The organism is Schaalia suimastitidis DSM 15538 (genome assembly GCF_000429105.1).
Lineage (GTDB): Bacteria > Actinomycetota > Actinomycetes > Actinomycetales > Actinomycetaceae > Pauljensenia > Pauljensenia suimastitidis.
The window spans coordinates 97,733-116,765 of sequence record NZ_AUBF01000007.1 but is presented as its reverse complement, the minus strand read 5'-3'; the positions used below and the strand labels follow the sequence as shown (position 1 = coordinate 116,765).

The window sequence follows — 19,033 nt, the reverse complement described above, 5'->3', positions numbered from 1 at the left end:
AGGACAAATGCGACGGAAACGCTACCGCTTGGCCACACTCACCAAAAGCTGCCCACTGGCAGAAGCCACGACTTCCACGGACAGCGCCAAGGTTTCGGTGGCAATCATGTCACTCCACGTGCGCACAGCCTCCACCTTGTCCTCCGGTGCCTCAATGCGCAGATCAATACGGTCAGCAATATGCAGGCCCGCATTCTTGCGCTCATCTTGGACTGCACGCACCACGTCACGCGCGTAACCTTCCGCCTCAAGTTCTGCGGTAAGCGTCGTATCGAGCGCCACAATCGACCCATCAGACAAGACCTGAGCAACCTGCCCCTGCTCAGCATCCACCCGAGTAGACAAGGAGAATTGGTCACCCGTCAGCACCACTGGCCCTTCGCCTGCATCCACACCAGGGAACGTCACCGACTCACCATCAGCGGAAACTTCCCACGCGCCAGCCTTTTGAGCAGCAAACAGCGCAGACGTGTGACGACGAATCTGCGGAGCAAAGGCTCGCGGATTCAAGGACAATTCCGTTGACACCGCCAGACCAGAATCCTCCGGCGTCACAAAACGAACGTCCTTCACATTCACTTCGGACGCAACCAGCGCACCACAACGCGACACCGAGTTGGCAGTAGGAGTCACCACCAGCATCGACGCAAGAGGCTGACGCACACGCAAAGCATTCGTCTTACGCAATGCGTGCGCTGCCGAGACGACGGAACGCACCTGATCCATCGTGGCCACCATCGCCTCGTCAGCCGCAGCTTCCGGCAAGGTCGGCCAATCCACCAAATGCACTGACTCCCCACCGGTAAGCCCACGCCACATTTCCTCAGACAGCAGCGGCAACAGCGGGGCAGTGATCTCCGTGAGTGTCACCAATGCGGTGTACAGCGTGTCGAAGGCCAGCGGATCTTCATCCCAGAAGCGTTGACGTTGCGTGCGGACGTACCAGTTGGTGAGCACATCGAGGTAGTCACGCACCAATTCACTGGCATCACCAATGTTGTACACGTCAAGCGCATCACGCACCGCATCGGCCAAACGCTTGGTGTGGGCAAGAACGTAACGATCCATTTCTGGCAAGGCGGCGACCGCTTCGGGACTTGACAGATCAAGGCGCTTTGCCTCGTAACCCGCGCCCTGATTAGCTGCCCCAGCATACAACGTGAAGAAATAGTAGCTATTCCACATCGGAAGCAACACTTGTCGCACCGTGTCGCGGATCGAGTCTTCCGTCACCACAAGGTTTCCGCCACGCACAACCGTTGACGACATGAGGAACCACCGCATCGCATCCGAACCATATTTGTCGAAAACCATGGATACGTCGGGGTAGTTGCGCAGGGACTTACTCATCTTGCGGCCGTCGTCACCCAGAACAATGCCGTGCGAAACACAATTGGTGAATGCTGGACGGTCAAACAGAGCAGTGGCCAACACGTGCAAGGTGTAGAACCAACCGCGGGTTTGCCCGATGTATTCCACGATAAAGTCGCCCGGGTAATGCGACTCGAACCAGTCCTGATTTTCAAAGGGGTAATGCACCTGCGCGAAGGGCATCGACCCCGATTCGAACCAACAGTCCAGTACGTCGCTGATACGGCGCATCATGGACTTACCGGTGGGATCGTCAGGGTTGGGACGCACAAGCGTGTCAATGAATGGGCGGTGCAGATCTGGCACCTCAACACCAAAGTCTGCTTCCAGTTCAGCGATAGAGCCATAGACGTCCACACGCGGATACGCAGGGTCGTCGCTCACCCACACGGGGATTGGCGCACCCCAGAATCGATTCCGCGAAATCGACCAGTCGCGGGCACCTGCCAGCCACTTACCAAAGATGCCGTCCTTAGTGTGTTCAGGTACCCAGGTGATCTGCTGGTTGAGTTCAACCATGCGGTCACGGATTGCGGTAACACGTACGAACCACGACGACACCGCCTTGTAGATCAGCGGCTTGCGGCAACGCCAGCAATGCGGGTAAGGGTGCACGTAAGACTTCATTTGCACCAGAAGCGCGCGACGCGATGCCTCAACACGTGCCAGCGGACCAGTGGCATCACGCAGGTCAGCGATGATGGGCTTATTGGCGTCAAAAACCTGCAGCCCTTCATAGTCGCTTACCTCCGCCGTGAAGCACCCGCCTTCGTCGACAGGGATAACAGTGCCGATCCCGGCAGCCTGGCACACAAGCATGTCGTCTTCACCGAAGGCTGGTGCCATATGGACCAGACCGGTACCGTCGTCGGTGGTGACATAGTCTCCAGTGATGATCGTCCACGCATTGGGGCCAGGTGCGCCACTTTCTGCGCGGTTTTCGGCAGTGTCGAAGTAGTCGAAGGCCGGGAAATAACGCCGACCTGCGAGTTCTGAGCCTTTGACACGGGCCAGCACATGCGGATTTTCGCCAAGTTCCTTAGCGTAGGCTTCGAGGCGCGCCTCGGCGAGAAGCACATTGTGGCCAGCCACCGGAGAATCAAGGCCAGCATCGACGGCGACCACAACGTAGTCAATATCGGGACCTGCGGCTACAGCGGAGTTAGACGGCAAGGTCCACGGGGTAGTCGTCCAAATGAGGACCAGTTCACCCTGCGTGGCACCGGGAACGACAGGCTCTTCGAGGCGCAGGCCGAGGGTGACAGTGAGGTCTTGACGGTCCTGGTAAACCTCGTCATCCATTTTGAGTTCGTGGTTGCTCAGAGGTGTGCGGTCGTGCCAGCAGTACGGCAGCACACGGTACCCCTGATAGGCCAGCCCTTTATCGTAGAGGGTTTTAAATGCCCAGATCACGGACTCCATGTAGGACAGGTCAAGGGTTTTGTAGTCATTGTCGAAGTCAACCCAGCGCGCTTGGCGCGTCACGTAGTCTTCCCATTCTTTGGTGTAGCGCAGAACGGAGGTACGGCACGCATTGTTAAATGCTTCGATGCCGATACCGCCTTCGCGGGTGATTTCAGTGACGTCGTCAATGCCAAGTTCACGCTGTGCCTCAAGTTCGGCGGGGAGGCCATGAGTATCCCAGCCGAAGCGGCGCTCGACACGGGAGCCACGCATCGTCTGGTAGCGACCAACGAGATCCTTCACGTAACCGGTGAGCAGGTGCCCATAGTGGGGTAGGCCGTTCGCGAAGGGCGGACCGTCGTAGAAGACGAATTCGTTAGAACCGCAGTCTCCTGCGGGGCGACGCTCAATGGATTTACGGAAGGTGTCATGCGCAGCCCAGTACGCGAGGGTGCTGACTTCCATCTGCGGGAATGAGGGAGATGCCTCGACCTCTGTTTCCCGGTGGCGGGGGTAGAAACCATGTTTGGTCATGATGTCCTCGTCTCATGCGTCGCACAGGGACGAGGGCTGACGTTGCCAGCCTCCGCGGTACCACCCCGCTTGCCGCCGTTGCCGAACCCTCGATTACCGAGGCCGTGGCCGGCGACCGCTCATTGCAGGCTTTCGGGCCTGGACCGTTCGGTTCTAGTGGGTCAATACTGGCATGCATTGACTGTTCTTCCGAAGTGCTCCCCGGTGATACCCTGCACGCCTATCGCATCCAGGCCGGATCGTTGCACGGTTAATCGTAGCGGCGGGAAGACGAAGAAGCGATTCCGCTTGACGTGAAGCGCCTTACGCTTGGGCAGCACATGCCGTGGATCGGTTCAGCGCGGCCAATTGCGTTGCCGCAATACGACGTGAAGTTGACAGTGCGATGAGACTGTTTGCGCTCTGGGGAGCGCTCACGCGCCTCGTCCATCCACATTGTGGACGAGGCGTGATGTATCTATCGGTCGAACGATAGCGTGTGCTGTATGACGCGTCACCGTTCCTGGTGGTGGCTCAGCCAATAGGCGAGCCCCTGATGTGTCGTACCTGATTCACTGCTCGCCACGATGGCGGGCAGTTGTCTTATCCGGCACCGGGTCCGCCTCAACACTACTTAGAGGAGTTCCCATGCCAACCGCACTACCTAATGGTGCTGCGCCGACAGCGAATGCGCTGCCAACCGCCTCGGTCATCCCCGGCGACGAGCACAATATCCGTCAAACGCTACTACCGGCCTATTTCGGCCGTTTCGGCGGACAGGAAGTGCCCGATTTTCTACTTCCTGCTCTTGACGAACTTGAAGCGGCCTACGTTGACGCTCTAGCGGACCCCACCTTCATCACCGAACTCAATGCGTTGCGCAAGAGTTACCTTGGCCGCGCCACACCCATCTATGAATGCCGCAACCTCCCCGTTGGAGGTGGCGCACGGATCGTCCTCAAACGCGAAGACCTTGTGCACGGTGGCGCACACAAAGGCAATAACGTTCTTGGTCAGGCACTCTTGGCCAAACGAATGGGAAAGAAACGCCTTATCGCAGAAACTGGTGCTGGGCAACACGGCACCGCCACCGCGATGGTAGCTGCGCTGATGGGGATGGAATGCACCATCTACATGGGAGCACGGGACGTCGCGCGTCAACGACCCAATGTTGAACGTATGGAACTGATGGGCGCTACCGTTCACCCGGTGACGCGCGGTGATTCCTCCTTGAAAGACGCAATTGACGTAGCTTTAGAGGAATGGTGCACACGTTTAGAAGACACCTTCTACCTGCTGGGTACTGCCGCAGGGCCACACCCCTTCCCCACCCTGGTGCGTTACTTCCAAGAAGTGATTTCTGAAGAATCCCGCTCCCAAATCTTGTCCTCCTATGGTCGCCTGCCCGACGCAGTAGTGGCAGCCGTTGGTGGCGGTTCAAATGCGATTGGCGCATTTGCTGCCTACCTTGACGACCCTGAAGTCGACATTGTTGGCGTAGAACCAGCAGGGCACGGCTTGGACACAGGCGAACACGGGGCACCTATCTGCGCTGGCCGTGTGGGTGTTCTCCATGGGATGCGCTCCTTCGTCATGCTCTCAGACGACGGCGAAGTCCAACCGTCACATTCCATTTCCGCTGGCCTGGACTACCCGTCGGTCGGCCCTGAACATGCTTACCTTGCCGAATCTGGTAGGGCACGCTATGTCGGTATCACCGACGCTGAAGCACTTGAGGCGTATAAGAGTTTAAGCCGCTACGAAGGCATTATTCCCGCCATGGAATCCTCACATGCCATCGCACAGGCTTTGAAGATGGCGCGTGAACACGTCCAAACCAATGGGAAAGACGCTGAACCGTTACTTCTGCTCGTCAATCTGTCTGGCCGAGGCGACAAGGATATGGAGCAGGTACGCCAGTATCTGTCCTAGCCAACTCCACGGTGCCGCGACCCAGTGGGATACTGACACCTTCAAACACCAATTCTGCGGTGAATCGGAACTATTGGCCGAAATAGCGGTCATCATCCATATTCGCCGCAGAATTGGGGGTCTCAGTCGTGTGTATCGCTGCCTTCACCGTTGGCTGGCTCCGCACCTTTGATAGACCCGGCACCTTCGGCTGGCTCGGCACCTTTGGCGGGCAGATTTGCGCTTTCGGCGGCTTGCGACCCTTTGAGGTCCTTTGGCCCTTTTTTGCGTCGGCGCCGAATAAGCATCACGACCGGTGTCACGATCACTGCACCAAAGATAGCCCACGGAGCAAGGAAGACCAGGATTCGTCCGATAAGACTGATCCCGTCAACGAATAGCGTCCACGACCCCTCCCACACGTTCTTATCGGAGTCAATGGCCGAACTCGATGTCGTAAGGCTGATCGTCAAGGTTGACAACTCAGTTTGATCAGCCAGATAGGCCCGCTGCGATTTCAACGAATCAAGCTCAGATTGGCGATAAGTCAGTTCGCGTTCAGCCTCAAGTAAGTCAGTGACGTTGGCCGCCTCGTTCATCAATGCCGTCAAACGATCAATGGATGTCTGCAACGCTGCAATGCGAGCCTCAAGGTCTGCCACCTGTTGGCCAACGTCTTCGCGGCTCGTCTCTTGGTTCAGGACAGTACCCACCTCATTCAGGTAGGAGGTCAGTTCCGTGTAACGAGGCGCTGGGATACGTACCGTCGCCTCGGCGCGCGTAGTGTCGCCACTGCCGTAGAAACGGCTGGAATCAATGCGGCCACCCGCCTGCTCTACCCACGTTGTGATCTGGGTCAGAGCAATAGCGGGTTCGTCAACGCGAACCGTTGCCCACCCGGTGACAATGACGTGTTGCGCGCTGACCGTGGAGGATGCCTCCGCGGTGGCGCTACCCGCTTCAATTGCATTCCGGTCCCCTACCGCACCTTCAACGCTGTAGGTGCTATCTGCCACCGTCGACTCAACCGCGGGCTCGTAAGACATGGCATTGGGACTGCTAGCACTACAACCCCCCGCAAGTAATGCGACAGCAAGCACAGGGAGGGTAAGCCGTGTAGTAATGCGATGCAGGGACATGGCGGCACTCCTTAAACAATGTGGCACCTCCAGTTTCGCACCGCGGCGTGTCCACTACGACTCCAAGAGCCGTATCGTTGTCAGATCGTTACCTACTCGTGTGAACGGCACGTCACATCCACAAGTTGTCTGAAGATACACCCACAGCTGTAGCCGCCCACGACCCGCATGCACGCTACGAACGCCGAGCAATCAGCGTATTTGTGGCCTGGGCACGCGGACGAATAATCATCTGGTCGATATTGACGTGACGCGGACGTTCCAATGCCCACACAATTGCCTCGGCAATGTCGTCAGCCATTAGCGGTTCGTCCACTCCGGCATACACTTTGTCAGCGGCGGCCTCGCTACCTAACCGGTTGAGCGAAAACTCTGGGGTTTTCACCATGCCTGGCGCAATTTCGATAATCCTCACCGGCTCACCGACCAGTTCTTGGCGCAACGTGGTCGCAATAATGCGTTCTGCATGCTTGGCCGCCACGTATCCCCCGCCCCCCGGATAGGTGTCGTGTGCAGCAGTCGAGGTAAGGAATACGAGGTCTCCCCCGCCCCTTCGCATACCCGGTAGGAATGCGCGCGTGGTGTGCAGCGCAGTCATCACATTGCGGGCGTACATCGCCTCCCAACGCTGCGGATCGGCATCAGCCACACTGTCCACCCCAAGTGCGCCGCCAGCATTATTGACGAGGGCGTGGATCGGCCCGTCGGCAAGGACTTCCTGAGCCATTGTTGCGACAGCTGCTTCGTCGGTGAGGTCTGCCGCATACCATTGACAACCGATGTCCGCGGCGAGGGCTTGCAGGCGTTCAGCACGCCGAGCAACCGCCACCACCTGCCAACCGTGGGCAACGAGGAGACGCGCAGTCGCCTCGCCAATTCCGGTGGAAGCGCCGGTGACGATAGCGCGCCTGGCGGTGGTATCAGCGTAGGTAGTCATGACCTGATTCTTTCACAGGCAAGGCTGCGGCGCCGCGCAAAAGGAAGGGTACCTGCCAAAGGCACACAAAGCGGCGGTGGTCGGCACCCAACCGGCATCACTCATTTGCAGCGACACGTGCCGTCGTGACCTCTATCCGTTAGGTAGGCCGTAGGCCTTGTGCAGCAGCCAGATAGGATGCACAACATTGGCGCCTGTCGACGTGCGCAACTGCCAGCGACACGTTTCCGTATCGCAAGCTGCAAGTTCAGCGTTGACCTGTTTAATGAAGTCAAAAACTGGTTGGCCGACAGCCTGAGCGATGTCGTATTTTTCTTTCTTCAACCCGTAGGTACCTGCGATGCCGCAGCAGGGCTGACCTGACTCGAGAGCTTTCACTCCGGGGATAAGGTTCATCAGTTCCAAAGCCGGTAAACCCATGCCCGTTGATTTCAGTTGGCACGGAGCATGGTAAGGGATTGTCACGTCGATGGGCTGCATATTCATATCGAGTTCACCTCGATCATAAAGGTCAAGGAGGAACTCGCTGATATCCCACGTGCGGACTGACACATCACTGAGCGCTTCTGTCTCCATGCCAAGGATTTCTTTGGCTTCATGTTTAAGCATTCCACCGCAGGAACCCGAGGCCGTGATGATCGGCGCATTCCGGTTAACGCTGCGCAGGTCCTGCGTCAGGCGCGACACATATTTACGTGCGTCGTCGTACAGGCCGTTAGATTGAAGGGCCAAGCCGCAGCACCCATGTTTGGGAACCAGCACCTCGTAACCGAGGTGCTCCAAGATCAACACGGAATGTATTGACGTTTCCACTTCGAAGTATTGACCTGCACAACCGTGGAAGAAAATTACCTGCCCCTTTGTGCCGGCATTGGGCAGTGGCGTATGGCGTTTGAACCAGCCTTCAAAGGTGCGCCCAGCAGCCTTTGGCATCGGAGCGCTGCGGTGGATACCGATCACCGCCTCCACGGCCACACGCAGTGGTTTAATGGTGAGCAACCAGTTCGCGATTGGTGCGACAGGTGTCATGGCAGCACCCATCAGGGTGGTGCGCGAAATAAGTTTGTCGCGCAGCGGAATACCCTTCTTTTGTTTCATCGCTGTGCGGGCATGGTGGTTGATTTCTGCGACTTTCACGCCCTGCGGGCACACCAATGTACAGGTGCCGCACGATGAGCAGTAGTCGATGGATTCGTCAACTATGACGCCGTCTTTGCGGTAACGTTCCCCCTGAGGACCGACGAATTTTGGTCCAGGGAAGAGGTCGGTCACGCGAGCCACCGGGCATTGGGTTTCGCAGATGGTGCATTTGACGCAGGCGTCAAGTGAGGCACGCAAATTAAGATGACCGGTGGTGATGTCGATGGGGCTGATGTGTTCCAGTGTCATGACAGGCTCCCGATAATCGAGTCGGCGGCGCGCACCGCGCTAACAAGCGCAATGCCATCACCTGATTTTTCGCGCCACCGCATGGCGCCTCTGAGGTTGCCACCCGCAGCGTAGACATTCGTATATACGCTGTGTCCTTGGGCGTCTAGGACACGCATGGTGGGATCCACGTCGAATCCGGCAAGGAAAAGGGGTTGGTCCGCTCCCCAGAAGTCGCCGTGAAGAAGGGCGCCTTCGGGGCAGGCCACCGGAAGTCCAAGGACGGTATCCCCTAAGCGCATATACGAGTCGTATTCAATGGCTCCCGATTCGAAGCCCCCTGCGGCAAGGATAAAGGCTCGCGCTTCAATGCTGCGTCCGCGTCCTGCGCTGTCTACTTTCACTGATGTCAGACGGTCTCCGTCTGTTTCGAAGCCGACAACTGATGCACCGGTGAGTAGGCGTGCTTTGTCTTTGACCATGGCGGTGAGGGCTTGGTTGAGGCGCATGCCCGGCACTGATGGCGGTTGCAGCGGGATTTCAAAGACATCGTGCCCCAGCAGGTCTTGGATTTTCCGCCAGGCATGGGTGTCGTTGATTCCAAGGACTGCGGGCAGTGCGACGACTTCTCCGTCACGCAGAAGCGGTTTGAGCGCCGCGACGAAACGTTTACGCCCGTCGTCGGTGTCAAGGTATCGGGCGTGGTTGAGTCCACTGGTGTCGGCTTCGTCGGGTCGCACCTCAAGGTCGATCCAATCGGCGCGTGCACGTATTGGCCCTCCATCGGGTCCTTGTTGTTTGTTGAGGTTGTCAGCGATCAGAGCGGCCGGGAAATCTTTGAGTCTGCGTAGGCCGATCACGGCGATAGGGCTGTTGCAGGCGATACCGGCTGCCATTGATGGCTGGTACAGGGCGGTGGGTCGCAGCGCACCAACGGCGGTGGGCAGTAGCACGTTGCGCGTGGCGTCGCCTTGAAGGAGGTCTGGGCCAAGCAGGTCTTTCAGCCACGTGCTGGCCTCGTTAATTGCCGAGGCGGTGAAATGTTGGTACGGATGGTGCGGCCTGGATTGGCCAAGTTGGGCTGCCGCCTCACAGGGATCGTCGGCACGCTCAGGGCTGTAGCCCAGGATGTCAATGGTGCCCTGTCCGAGTTGAAGTCCACCAATACCGCGTGTGACAAGGGTGACGGATGCTCCGGCTTGAGCAAGCCTGAGGGTTGCCGCTAGGCCCGCGAGCCCAGCGCCGATCACAACTGCGTCTCTCATCGCACGACCTCCTTATCGCTGGCGGGTAGGTGTTCCACGTCAAGGGTTCCTTCGTGTATCCAGTTGTCCAATGCGGCTTGACGCACCTGAGCGCCGTTCAGGATGGGCCAAATGCCGATCCAACGGTTTTTGAGGAAGAGTTTAAGCAGGCCATTGGCACGGTAGGCGTCGATATCGCCTCTTTCGTGGGCGATGCCGGTTGCGCGTTGGCTACAGAATCCGCCTTGGCATGGCCCCATGCCGAGGCGGACCTGGCGACGTACGTCGTCGAGTTGTCCGTTGGGCAGGTCGTCCATGGTTTTTTCCAGCATCTTCCGTGTGACAAGTTCACATTCGCAGATGATCTGTTCGCCGCCTGGCGCTTTGTTGTTGCTTTCGACATCGCCGAGGCGGTGTCCGATGGTGTAGAGCTTCTTGTCTTCAGAGCCGGGCACAACTTCGTCAGCAGTGGTGCAGGGACGTTTATCGCCCAGTTGGTCGCACATGATGTCGACGATACGTTCTGCCATGAGTCGGTAGGTGGTGAGTTTGCCGCCTGCGATGGAGAGCATACCGGCGACACCGTCGCGGGTCTCGTGGTCAATGACGCTCATGCCGCGCGCCATGTGGCGCGTGTCGGTGGCGCCAACGCGGCTGTCTTTCACCAGTGGCCGCGCGCCTACCCATGCGTGGATTGCGCGGGCTTTGCGGAATCCTGGGATGAGGATTTCACCGGCGTCAAGCATCTGTTGAACCTGGTCGGCGGGGATGGGGAGGTTGTCTGGGTCATCAGCTTTGAGGTCGGTGGTGCCGATGATGCACACCGGGTGTACGGGCACCAGGATGTCGCCGTCCGCTGGCCACACACAGCGGTTGATGACGCGTTGAGTGAGGCGGTGGTTCATTGCGACCATGATGCCTGCGCCTGGGACGACTTCGACGCCGTGGCAGTCAGCAAGTTCGGCAATCTTTCCTGCCCACGGGCCGCCACAGTTGAGGACAAAGTGGCATTCGATGCGCACATCTTCGCCTGCGCGTTCGTCGCGGCAGATCACTGCGTTAACGCGATCGTTTTCTCGAAGGATTTGGGTGACGCGGTGGTAGGTGAGGACTTTCGCGCCGTGAGCCATTGCGGATCGTGCTGCGCCCCAGACCATTTGCCAGCCGTCAACGCTGCCGTCGTTGACCTCGAAGGCGCGTTTAAGGCCCGGGTCAAGGAGGGGTTCACGTTTGAGTGCCTCGCTGACGCTGATTTCTTGGGCAACAACTTTGGTGGCGGCTGCTCGTTGCAGAAATTGGTCGGCGTATTCTTCGTCGTCAACGCTGGTCGTGACGAAAAGGCCGCCAGTGTCTTCGATGGCCGAGGCATGGATGCGTTTAAGGATGATATTTTCTTCGGCGCATTCGGTGGCGGATTCTGGGTCAGAGGCTATGTAGCGTCCGCCTGAGTGGAGGAGGCCATGGAAGCGGCCGGAAGTGCCTTGTGCGAGGTCGCCACGTTCGACGAGAACGGTGCCGTAGCCTCGCATCGCGACGTCACGGACGACGCCGATACCTGTTGAGCCGCCGCCGATCACGACGACGTCGGTTTTTATGGTTCTCACACCTGTCTCCCTTGCCAGTTGTGTCAGATTTCAGGAGCTTCCACCCCCATAGTGCCCCATCAACACGGTATTGCACATCTGCTTTCCCCCTTGCGCACAAATGTGCAGACCACGCGAAAACCCCTGTAAAGTTCTATCCATTTACGCTAAAGAAACCTTTTCTAATTCCGATTACTTTGTCACACATTCCCCGTTTCCGGCCACAAATCACGAAAACAGACCCCTTAAATGCGGCGTATCTTTAGGCACAGGCAGACTCACGCGATTACTCTGAGACCATGTCTGAACCAAAGCACACGTGCCTCCTTGACCCGGCATCCGCAGATCTGACCATCCGTCCGCAAGACGATTTCTTCCGCTACGTCAACGGCACATGGTTGAGGACACACACAATCCCATCTGACCGCCCTGTTGACGGCGCATTCCACGCCCTGCGTGACCAGTCTGAGGAGCGATGCAAACTCCTTAGCGAGGAAGCTGCGGCAGGCACACTCCACGACCCGGATGCGGACCGTATCGCAACCCTGTGGTCACTATTCATGGACGAAGCCACCATTGAAAACCGCGGAGTCGCGCCTTTGACTCCAGAACTACACCTAATCCACGATGCCGCTTCCCACGACGAACTGGCGGTGGCAATGGGCACGCTTCAACGCATGGGTGTGGGAGGCCTCGTCGGATTGTGGGTGGGCACCAATCCGCATGATTCAACAGCGACGATGCTCAACCTCAGCCAGTCAGGTATTGGCCTTCCCGACGAGGCGTACTACCGCGAAGAAGCCCATGAACCTATTCGCCAGGCCTACCAAGTCATGGTGGCCACACTGTTGACGCTAGCTGGCCCCGAAGTGTGGTCAGCAGATCCCCACAGTGCTGCTGCTCGTGTTTTTGCTTTCGAAAAAGCTGTGGCAGCACACCATCGTGACGCGGTGGCTGACCGTGATCCTCTTGCGCACGACAACGCCTTCACCTTGGACCAGCTTGAACAACAGTGCCCAGGTTTCCCCTGGCGCGCTTGGCTTGAAGCAGTGGGCGTGGACACAACCCAGGTGCACACAGTCAACGTCGCTCAGCCCGAACATATGACAAATGCTGGCAAACTGTGGGCAGATACCGACCTCAATGTGTTGAAAGAGTGGCTTATCACCTCAGTACTGGACACGCGCGCGCCGCTCTTGTCCTCAGATTTCGTCAATGCACGTTTCGATTTCCATGGGCGCGTGCTATCGGGCACCGAGGAGCTCCGTCCCCGTTGGAAGCGGGCCCTCGGACTGATTGAAGGATGCGTTGGTGAGGCTCTGGGGCGCCTATGGGTGGAACGCTATTTCCCAGCCGATTCCAAGGAACGAATGGACCGCCTCGTCGATGCCCTTTTGGACGCCTATAGGCGCTCGATCTCCTCCCTCGATTGGATGGGTGAGGCAACACGTGCACGTGCGTTGGATAAACTGGCGACCTTTATGCCCAAAATTGGACACCCGGCGACATGGAAGGACTATTCTGCACTCGACCTTGCCCAGGTCGACGACGTTGTCGAGGCGGTGCGGCGCGCTTCGGCAGTGGGTACTGACCGAGAGCTCGCCAAGTTGGGTAAGCCTGTGGACCGTGCCGAGTGGTATATGACGCCACAAACAGTGAACGCCTACTACAACCCCACCTTTAATGAGATCGTCTTCCCGGCAGCTATTTTGCAACCACCATTTTTCGATCCTGATGCCGATGACGCGGTCAATTTCGGTGCAATTGGCGCAGTCATCGGCCACGAAATAGGACACGGTTTTGACGATTCAGGTTCTCGCTACGATGGGGACGGCAATTTGAAGAACTGGTGGGATGATGCTGACCGTGAGCGTTTCGAGCAGCGTACCCGCGCCCTTATCGCGCAATACGATGCCCTCACCCCCGCCGATCTCGCCGCTACCGATGCAGGCATCGACGTACCGCACGTCAATGGCGGTTTAACCGTGGGCGAGAACATCGGCGACCTTGGTGGTTTGACCATTGCATGGTCGGCTTTTCGGGCGTATTCCGGCCTGAGTGACGACGAGGTGTTTGAGCCTAACGAGGCGGGGTTCAGCGCCGCTCAACGTTTCTTTGTGTCGTGGGCGACGGTGTGGCGTACGAAGGCTCGCCCCGAGTTTGCTCGACAGATGTTGGCAGTTGACCCGCACTCCCCTGCCGAGTTCCGCTGCAATCAAGTCTTGGCCAATATGGATGCTTTTGTTCAGGCATTCAATGTGAAGCCGGGTGACGCCTTGTGGCTGGATCCAGATCAGCGCGTTCGTATCTGGTAGACGGGCTCCGCTAGGTGAGGACTGACAGCGTTTTCATGCCAGCTGTCCGCGGCACTTTTGTTGCAGCGTCACCTATTACCCATGTGCACATCACACCGAAGGCCACCGGAAGACTCTCGCAACAATACGATTCGCGTTCGCAACCCAATAGTGCTGAAACTGCACTGTTCAGCCACTATAAAACCGTTTGAAAGTTGTTCCATTTGCCGTAACTGCGCCTCTTCGAATCGCCCTTGCCGTCAAAAACGTGGGAAGATAGGGAAATAGGTGCCGTTTGGCGAACCATCAACGCATACACGAAAGGTATCCGATGCCGGGCCTGAACCTTACCCACGAAGAGGCAATCGCACGTTCACAGGCGGTGACCGTCACCCACTACGATGTGGAACTGGATCTCACGAAGGGCGAGACCGATTTTCGCTCGAAGACGACGATCACCTTTGACGCCACTGAAGGCGCCCAAACTTTTGTGGATCTCGTGTCGAATAATATCCACTCCATTACCTTGAACGGCCAGTGGGTGGACCCATTGTCGCACCAGGATCATCGTATTGTTTTGCCACCACTTGCTGAGCACAACAGTGTCACCATTGACGCGGACTGCCAGTACATGCACACAGGTGAAGGCCTTCACCGTTTTGTGGATCCTGCCGATGGGCTGGCCTACACCTACTCACAGTTCGAAGTACCTGACGCGCGTCGCGTCTACGCTACCTTCGAGCAGCCTGACCTGAAGGCCACCTTCCGTTTCACGGTGACCGCACCGCGCGGTTGGACGGTCTTTTCCAATAGCCCGACACCAGAACCTGAAAAAATCACTGGTGTTGATGGCGTGGAACGCTGGGTGTATCGCTTCGCCACGACAGAAGTAATGTCGACCTACATTACGGCAATCGTTGCAGGGCCATACGTAGGCGAAACGTCATCGTTGACCAGCACCGATGGTCGCGAAATCCCGTTGGGTGTGTACTGCCGCGCTTCCCTGCGTGAGTACCTGGATGTTGACCGTATCCTCGACATTACGCGCAAGGGTTTTGCGTTCTTTGAAGACAAATATGGCATCGCCTACCCCTTCACCAAGTACGACCAGATCTTTGTACCTGAATACAACGCTGGCGCCATGGAAAATGCTGGCTGCGTGACCTTCCGTGACCAGTACGTGTACCGGACACGCCCCACGGAAGCGGACCTGGAAACACGCGCCAATACCATCCTTCACGAACTGGCTCATATGTGGTTCGGTGACCTGGTCACCATGGAATGGTGGAATGACCTGTGGCTCAACGAGTCTTTCGCGGAGTTCATGAGCCACCTTGCCCTGTCAGAGGGAACCGAATACACCGACGCATGGACGGGCTTTATGCTGCGCAAAGACTGGGGTCTTCGCCAGGATCAAATGCCCACCACGCACCCCATTAAGGCTGAAATACGCGACTTGGCTGACGTGGAGGTGAATTTCGACGGCATCACCTACGCCAAGGGGGCGGCTGTTCTGCGTCAGCTGGTGTCCTACGTGGGTCGTGACGCTTTCTTCGCTGGCCTGCACGAGTACCTCACGAAGCATTCCTATGCCAACGCCACCCTGGCTGACTTGTTGGGTGAACTTGAGAAAGCCTCGGGCCGTGACCTGGCCGCATGGTCGAAAGTCTGGTTGGAAGAAGCAGGTGTCACCATGCTTCGCCCCGCTATTGACTGCGACAGTGACGGCCTCATTCGTCGCCTCACCGTTGAACAGACGGCGTTTACACCAGGTTCGTCTCTTCGCCCGCATCGCTTAGCTGTTGCGGGGTACAGCGTTGACGAGGCGGGCGCCCTTGTCCGCGTACTGCACGAAGAGCTTGATGTGGATGGCGCTTCCACTGAGGTGACGTCATTTGCTGGCCAGGCACGACCGGACTTCATTCTGGTCAACGATGGGGATCTTGCCTACGCGAAGGTCCGCCTCGACGAGGATTCTCTGGCCTTCGCCACGGCAAATATCGCCCTGTTCACTGATTCACTGACGCGTGGTGTTGTGATGGCGTGCGCGTGGGATATGTGCCGTGACGGTGAGATGCCTGCCTCGGATTACCTTGACTTGGCGTTGAATGCTGTGCCGGTGGAAACCAATACGCAGATGCTGGTCCTGCTGCTACGTCATATTGACGAGGCTGTGCGTACTTTTGTTGCGCCCGACAAGCGCGACGTGGCCCAGGAGAAGATTGGTCGCCAGTTGCGTTTGCTGGCCCGCACGGCTGCTAGTGCCTCTGACGCGCAGCAACTATTGGTGCGAGCTTTTGCTCGTAATGCCGTTGTTGGGGAACAGTCTGAGGCGCTGCGGGCTCTTTTCGATGGGAAGCAGACGCTGGAAGGCCTGACCGTTGATGTGGACCTGCGTTGGGCATTGCTGTTCAACCTTGTCCGTGTGGGGGCTGCAGGCGAGTCAGAAATTGCGGCGCTTGAAGCTGAAGATCCCACGATGACGGGTAAGCAAAATGCTGCTGCTGCGCGCGCCGCAGTAGAAGATGCCACTGTGAAGAAGACCGTGTGGGATGCCATTTTGCGCGATACTTCTATTCCGAATGACACTCGTTGGTCTATGGTTTCAGGCTTCTGGGCGCAGGTGAGTGCATCACCGTGCACCTACGCGCCATTTGTGGACGACTACTTTGCCTCGTTGGATGCCATTTGGGACGCCAACACCTTCCACACCGCCGAAGATATTGTCACCTTGATGTTCCCCTCACAGTTGGCGGGCTACGTTGACAGTGTCGACGTGGTTGCAGCTGGACGGGCCTGGATTGATACACACCGTGACGCTTCTGCTGCATTGGTACGTATTATCCGTGAACGGATTTCTGTAGCTGAACGCCAGCTTCACGCCCAAGCCAAGGACCGGTAAGACGTTGCGCCGCCCGTTGCCGGTGGTACGAAGTTCCGCCGGCAACGGGCGACCCCGCCGACAATAAGTGCCGCATCCAGCAATGGGTGACACCACTTGCCCACAGCCGACCTGAGATTTCACCTATCGCCGCGACCAGTCACTTTGACACGGTCGCGGCGATAGTTCATGAAAAATCATCAGAAACGCGTACCCTGGACCTATGGAGCAACTCAGCGTCACGCCCCCACCGTCATTGTCAATCCCTGCCCCAGCTCGTTATGCTGGCCGCCTAATTGGCCTTGATCTTGCGCGAGCCTTGGCCGTTATCGGGATGATATGGGCGCACACGGTCCATATTTACCCAAGCACTGCATGGGGGATTTTTCTCGAAGCAATCCCGCACGGGCGTTCCGCACTCCTATTCACATTCCTTGCGGGTGTTTCCATTTCTATTATTACTGGACGCAATATTGCCTACACCGGGATGCACATGCAGGTGGCGAAGCTGCGCCTCGTGGGCCGCGCACTAGGTCTGTTCTTCATCGGTGGACTGCTTTACACCTTCGCCCATCCGGTTGCCGTGATCCTTGGTTTTTACGCCTTGTGGTTCCTTGTGGCTATCCCGCAGGTGCACCTGTCAGCGAAAACATTATTCATCAGCGGTACTGTCTTGGCGCTGGTTGGCCCGCAGGTAGTGTGGGTGTTCAGCAGTTTTAGTCTGTTTGCCAATATTTTCGGTGGAACGGGCCTCCATGCGGTTTTCTCTGAAGGTTTTGTCACCGGCATGTACCCTGGTCTGGCCTATTTTGCGGTCATCCTTATTGGCATGGGTGTTGGTCGCCTCGACCTGGCTAAAACTCCTGTGAAACTGTGGATGATCGGTGTTGGCCTTGTGACTGCAACTATGAGCTACGGGTTTTCGTGGATCGCTGGACACTCGTTTGCGGCCATCCCCTTCGATTCCAGCATCGGCTTGGGAAGCTCCTCGATCGGCTCAGGTTCTATCTCCCCTTCCACTCCAACGTTGTCGGGCGATACGTCATCGTGGATCATGTCGCCAGAGGCAATAGCGGATGAAAAGTCTTACCTCAAGCAACGCCTTGCTGACCTCGACGCTATTGCCCGCAACGGCGGAAAAATTAATCCTGAGGAGTATTTCGGTTCCTCAATGGCAGATCCCCTTCTTGAAGGTGACCCAAGCGCTTGGACCTACACGTGGCAGACACTTTTTGGTTCCAGCGCACATAGCAATACGACCTTTGAAATCCTCGGCGCCATTGGGGTGTCGCTCGCGCTGGTCGGCATGTTGCTGCTGGTGCAGCACTATGTGCGTATCGCACTTAAGCCCGTGGCAGCCCTTGGCTCCATGTCGCTGACCGCCTACGTGGCACATATTGTGGCCATAGGTTTTGCAGGCGATTTGCTATACATTGGCCCTTCGACGCGCGGCTTTGTCATTATCGTTGTCGCGTTGTTGATCTTCGCTTTCGTGTGGACCTTCTTTTTCGCACGCGGCCCGCTTGAGTGGTTGCTCAGCCGTTTTGCCGACGCTGTGGCGCGCTCGGGCCTTGGCGGGGATGGCAGTGGCGCAACGGCACCACACACAGCACCGCATGTAGTTCAACAGCCCGCATCGCATGTAGTTCAACAACCTGCACCGCATGAAGGGCAGCAACCTGCACCGCATGAAGGGCAGCAACCAGCACCACTTTCGGTACCAACCCGGTCAGCCACACCAACGCCGACGGCGCCGCCGACGCAATCAACACAGCATACGCCGCCGCCCGCGCCTACAATTGGCAATGACGGCAACGATGCCTGAGTTAACGGAGGAACAGTCATGTATCCGCGAAATGTACGTGACATTCGGCGATTTACTCCCAAAGCAATCGCCTTGTTGGTGGTGTTTGGCGTAGGCGTGTGGGCTGTTTTGTGGGGCCTTGTCGTACTGATGAGCTACCTAGCGTGGTTATAGGCAGGCAAAAATGGCAACACTGAGGCATTCGTGGCTGGCACTGCTTCTGGGCGTGATTTGCGCCCTTTCCTACAACTACGCCTTGGGATTCGAGGCATTTCGGAACTTCGTTGGTGACGACAAGGGCTTGTCGGGCGTCCTCTTGGTGTTTCCTCTGATTGGTTACGTCGTGTGCCTTATCGAGTCATTCCGAGTGGGGTGGTCATTCCTGCGTCCCCTTTTTGTCGCTTTGCTGTCAGGCGGCATATTCGTGGCGCATGAAATGACGTATCTGCTTGACGGGAGGAGTCAGCCACTGCCCACGCTCGTCGGCGCCCTCTTTTGGATGGTGATCTATACGTTGCCCGCATTTCTTGGCGAGGCGGTAGGCCAGTTCGTTCGTTACCTTACCCGTCCGCGCTAGGTAGTCC

At 57.6% G+C, this 19,033-nt stretch carries 11 protein-coding genes; 5 read left to right on the top strand and 6 right to left on the bottom strand.

Going from position 1 to position 19,033, the window contains the following annotated elements; all coding sequences use genetic code 11:
• Positions 1–21 precede the first annotated feature (21 nt).
• Positions 22–3,309 carry an isoleucine--tRNA ligase gene (ileS, locus tag G438_RS0103115; RefSeq protein WP_026460116.1) on the bottom strand — a complete coding sequence of 1,096 codons (3,288 nt, stop codon included), beginning with the start codon at positions 3,307–3,309 and terminating at the stop codon, positions 22–24.
• A gap of 627 nt (positions 3,310–3,936) precedes the next feature.
• On the opposite strand from ileS, the gene trpB reads away from it, so the two are divergent.
• Positions 3,937–5,220, top strand: coding sequence for a tryptophan synthase subunit beta (trpB, locus tag G438_RS0103105; RefSeq protein ID WP_026460114.1), 1,284 nt, complete (start codon positions 3,937–3,939; stop codon positions 5,218–5,220).
• Between the two features lie 122 nt (positions 5,221–5,342).
• On the opposite strand, the gene G438_RS10480 is transcribed toward trpB, so the two are convergent.
• The 5 genes from G438_RS10480 to glpA form a co-directional block, all read right to left on the bottom strand.
• Positions 5,343–6,338 carry a DUF4349 domain-containing protein gene (locus tag G438_RS10480; protein ID WP_051259237.1) on the bottom strand — a complete coding sequence of 332 codons (996 nt, stop codon included), beginning with the start codon at positions 6,336–6,338 and terminating at the stop codon, positions 5,343–5,345.
• A 175-nt stretch (positions 6,339–6,513) separates the two neighbouring features.
• Positions 6,514–7,275 (bottom strand): SDR family oxidoreductase, encoded by a 762-nt coding sequence (locus G438_RS0103095; RefSeq protein WP_026460113.1) that lies wholly within the window; start codon positions 7,273–7,275, stop codon positions 6,514–6,516.
• Between the two features lie 132 nt (positions 7,276–7,407).
• A complete protein-coding gene (locus G438_RS0103090; protein ID WP_026460112.1) occupies positions 7,408–8,664 on the bottom strand; it encodes an anaerobic glycerol-3-phosphate dehydrogenase subunit C in 1,257 nt (418 codons plus the stop codon).
• Positions 8,661–9,908 carry a glycerol-3-phosphate dehydrogenase subunit GlpB gene (glpB, locus tag G438_RS0103085; RefSeq protein ID WP_026460111.1) on the bottom strand — a complete coding sequence of 416 codons (1,248 nt, stop codon included), beginning with the start codon at positions 9,906–9,908 and terminating at the stop codon, positions 8,661–8,663. The genes G438_RS0103090 and glpB overlap by 4 nt, the downstream gene beginning before the upstream one ends.
• Complete coding sequence (gene glpA, locus G438_RS0103080; RefSeq protein ID WP_026460110.1) at positions 9,905–11,491, bottom strand: anaerobic glycerol-3-phosphate dehydrogenase subunit GlpA; 1,587 nt, start codon at positions 11,489–11,491, stop codon at positions 9,905–9,907. Before glpA ends, glpB begins: the two co-directional genes overlap by 4 nt.
• A gap of 278 nt (positions 11,492–11,769) precedes the next feature.
• On the opposite strand from glpA, the gene G438_RS0103075 reads away from it, so the two are divergent.
• The 4 genes from G438_RS0103075 to G438_RS0103050 all read left to right on the top strand — a co-directional run bounded on the left by G438_RS0103075 (position 11,770) and on the right by G438_RS0103050 (position 19,026).
• Positions 11,770–13,785: a M13 family metallopeptidase gene (locus G438_RS0103075; protein ID WP_026460109.1), complete on the top strand. Its 2,016-nt coding sequence runs from the start codon at positions 11,770–11,772 to the stop codon at positions 13,783–13,785.
• 310 nt (positions 13,786–14,095) lie between these two features.
• The gene (gene pepN / locus G438_RS0103065) at positions 14,096–16,666 is read left to right on the top strand and encodes an aminopeptidase N (RefSeq protein WP_026460108.1); all 2,571 of its coding nucleotides are present in this window, start codon (positions 14,096–14,098) and stop codon (positions 16,664–16,666) included.
• Positions 16,667–16,868: 202 nt separating this feature from the next.
• Positions 16,869–18,470, top strand: a complete 1,602-nt coding sequence (locus tag G438_RS0103060; protein ID WP_026460107.1) for a DUF418 domain-containing protein — start codon at positions 16,869–16,871, stop codon at positions 18,468–18,470.
• A 163-nt stretch (positions 18,471–18,633) separates the two neighbouring features.
• A complete protein-coding gene (locus tag G438_RS0103050) occupies positions 18,634–19,026 on the top strand; it encodes a hypothetical protein (protein WP_026460106.1) in 393 nt (130 codons plus the stop codon).
• Positions 19,027–19,033: the final 7 nt, after the last annotated feature.